This window comes from Isoalcanivorax indicus (genome assembly GCF_003259185.1).
In the GTDB taxonomy this organism is placed as follows: domain Bacteria; phylum Pseudomonadota; class Gammaproteobacteria; order Pseudomonadales; family Alcanivoracaceae; genus Isoalcanivorax; species Isoalcanivorax indicus.
The window spans coordinates 1-3,357 of sequence record NZ_QGMP01000007.1 but is presented as its reverse complement, the minus strand read 5'-3'; the positions used below and the strand labels follow the sequence as shown (position 1 = coordinate 3,357).

The following is a 3,357-nucleotide window of genomic DNA, read 5'->3' as shown; positions in this document are numbered from 1 at the left end:
GAGCCTGACGATGACCTACTCTCGCATGGGGAGACCCCACACTACCATCGGCGATGCGTCGTTTCACTTCTGAGTTCGGTATGGGATCAGGTGGTTCCAACGCTCTATGGTCGTCAGGCAAACCGGGATGGTGACTTGCACGGGGCAAGCAACCAAATAGGGTTGCGGACAGAGAAGTCGGTGTTCAACGCAAGGGACTGGATTCTGACCCTGTGTTTTTCATGTGTGTCATGTCGATATGCGCTACGACCGGCCCTGGATGTCAGTGGCTGTGCGTAATGGCTGCACAACTCTGTCACCGCTTTGGGTTATATGGTCAAGCCGCACGGGCAATTAGTACTGGTTAGCTTCACACATTACTGCGCTTCCACACCCAGCCTATCAACGTGGTGGTCTTCCACGGCCCTTCAGGGGCATCAAGTGCCCAGGGAGATCTCATCTTGAGGGAGGCTTCCCGCTTAGATGCTTTCAGCGGTTATCCCGTCCGAACGTAGCTACCCGGCAATGCCACTGGCGTGACAACCGGAACACCAGAGGTTCGTCCACTCCGGTCCTCTCGTACTAGGAGCAGCTCCTCTCAAATCTCCAACGCCCACGGCAGATAGGGACCGAACTGTCTCACGACGTTCTAAACCCAGCTCGCGTACCTCTTTAAATGGCGAACAGCCATACCCTTGGGACCGGCTTCAGCCCCAGGATGAGATGAGCCGACATCGAGGTGCCAAACACCGCCGTCGATATGAACTCTTGGGCGGTATCAGCCTGTTATCCCCGGAGTACCTTTTATCCGTTGAGCGATGGCCCTTCCATACAGAACCACCGGATCACTAAGACCAGCTTTCGCTCCTGCTCGACTTGTAGGTCTCACAGTCAAGCACCCTTATGCCTTTGCACTAACCGTACGATGTCCGACCGTACTTAGGGTACCTTTGTGCTCCTCCGTTACTCTTTGGGAGGAGACCGCCCCAGTCAAACTACCCACCACACATTGTCCCTGATCCGGATAACGGACCTAGGTTAGAACCCCAAACATGCCAGGCTGGTATTTCAAGGTTGACTCCACCGGAACTGGCGTCCCGGTTTCAATGTCTCCCAGCTATCCTACACAAGCAGGCTCAAAGTCCAATGCGAAGCTATAGTAAAGGTTCACGGGGTCTTTCCGTCTAGCCGCGGGTACACAGCATCTTCACTGCGATTTCGATTTCACTGAGTCTCGGGTGGAGACAGCGCCCCCATCATTACGCCATTCGTGCAGGTCGGAACTTACCCGACAAGGAATTTCGCTACCTTAGGACCGTTATAGTTACGGCCGCCGTTTACCGGGGCTTCGATCAAGAGCTTCTCCGAAGATAACCCCATCAATTAACCTTCCGGCACCGGGCAGGCGTCACACCCTATACGTCCACTTTCGTGTTTGCAGAGTGCTGTGTTTTTAATAAACAGTTGCAGGGGCCTTTTCACTGCGGCCGACAGATGCTTACGGGGCAAGCCCTTCACATCCACCGGCGTACCTTCTCCCGAAGTTACGGTACCATTTTGCCTAGTTCCTTCACCCGAGTTCTCTCAAGCGCCTTAGAATACTCATCCCAACCACCTGTGTCGGTTTCGGGTACGGTTCCTTATAACCTGAAGCTTAGAAGGTTTTCCTGGAAGCATGGCATCAACCTCTTCCCGGCCGCAAAGGGCCAGTAGTCTCGACTCTCAGCCTTAGGATCCCGGATTTACCTAAGATCCCAGCCTACGGTCTTTCCCCGGGACAACCAACGCCCGGTAGGCCTAGCCTTCTCCGTCACTCCATCGCAGTTATAAGAAGTACGGGAATATTAACCCGTTTCCCATCAGCTACGCTCTTCAGCCTCGCCTTAGGGGCCGACTCACCCTGCGCCGATTAGCGTTGCGCAGGAAACCTTGGTCTTTCGGCGTGCAGGTTTTTCACCCGCATTATCGTTACTCACGTCAGCATTCGCACTTCTGATACCTCCAGCAAGCTTCTCAACTCACCTTCAACGGCTTACAGAACGCTCCCCTACCACATGCCTTACGGCACATCCGCAGCTTCGGTATCCAGTTTGAGCCCCGTTACATCTTCCGCGCAGGCCGACTCGACCAGTGAGCTGTTACGCTTTCTTTAAAGGGTGGCTGCTTCTAAGCCAACCTCCTGGCTGTCTGAGCCTTCCCACATCGTTTCCCACTTAACTGGATTTAGGGACCTTAGCTGGCGGTCTGGGTTGTTGCCCTCTTCACGACGAACGTTAGCACCCGCCGTGTGTCTCCCACGCTGCACTCCTCGGTATTCGGAGTTTGCATCGGTTTGGTAAGCCGGGATGGCCCCCTAGCCGAAACAGTGCTCTACCCCCGAGGGTGATACGTGAGGCGCTACCTAAATAGCTTTCGGGGAGAACCAGCTATCTCCGGGCTTGATTAGCCTTTCACTCCGACCCACAGCTCATCCGAATCTTTTTCAACAGATCCCGGTTCGGTCCTCCAGTGCGTGTTACCGCACCTTCAACCTGGCCATGGGTAGATCGCCCGGTTTCGGGTCTAATCCCAGCAACTATACGCCCTATTAAGACTCGGTTTCCCTACGGCTCCCCTATTCGGTTAACCTCGCTACTGAAATTAAGTCGCTGACCCATTATACAAAAGGTACGCCGTCACCCGCCTAAACAGGCTCCGACTGCTTGTACGTACACGGTTTCAGGTTCTATTTCACTCCCCTCTCCGGGGTTCTTTTCGCCTTTCCCTCACGGTACTGGTTCACTATCGGTCAGCCAGGAGTATTTAGCCTTGGAGGATGGTCCCCCCATATTCAGTCAAGATAACACGTGTCCCGACCTACTCGTTTTCACTTCTAAAGGCCTTTCGCATACGGGGCTATCACCCACTATGGCCATACTTTCCAGTATGTTCTGCTAGACCAAAAAAAGCTTAAGGGCTAATCCGCGTTCGCTCGCCGCTACTGACGGAATCTCAATTGATTTCTGTTCCTACGGGTACTTAGATGTTTCAGTTCCCCGCGTTCGCCTCTAAGGACCTATGTATTCAGTCCAAAGATACCTGCCTTACGACAGGTGGGTTGCCCCATTCGGAAATCTCCGGATCAAAGGTTGTTTGCTACCTCCCCGAAGCTTATCGCAAGCTACAACGTCCTTCATCGCCTCTGGCTGCCAAGGCATCCACCGTGTACGCTTCGTCACTTGACCATATAACCCAAAACAGTACAGATCTCTCCGCACACTCCAGGCCAACAGCCGCGCAACGCATATCTCGATACACCGAAAAACACAAGTGTCAGTATCCTAATCACTTGCGTTCTTTTGAACGCTCGACTTCTCTAATCCACATTGTTAAAGAGCA

At 53.5% G+C, this 3,357-nt stretch carries 2 rRNA genes; both read right to left on the bottom strand.

The annotated features are described in order from the left end of the window. Positions 1 to 2: 2 nt before the first annotated feature. Positions 3 to 118, bottom strand: a 5S ribosomal RNA gene (rrf, locus tag DKW65_RS15695). 194 nt (positions 119 to 312) lie between these two features. Continuing rightward, a 23S ribosomal RNA gene (locus DKW65_RS15690) occupies positions 313 to 3,203 on the bottom strand. Between the last annotated feature and the right edge of the window lie 154 nt (positions 3,204 to 3,357).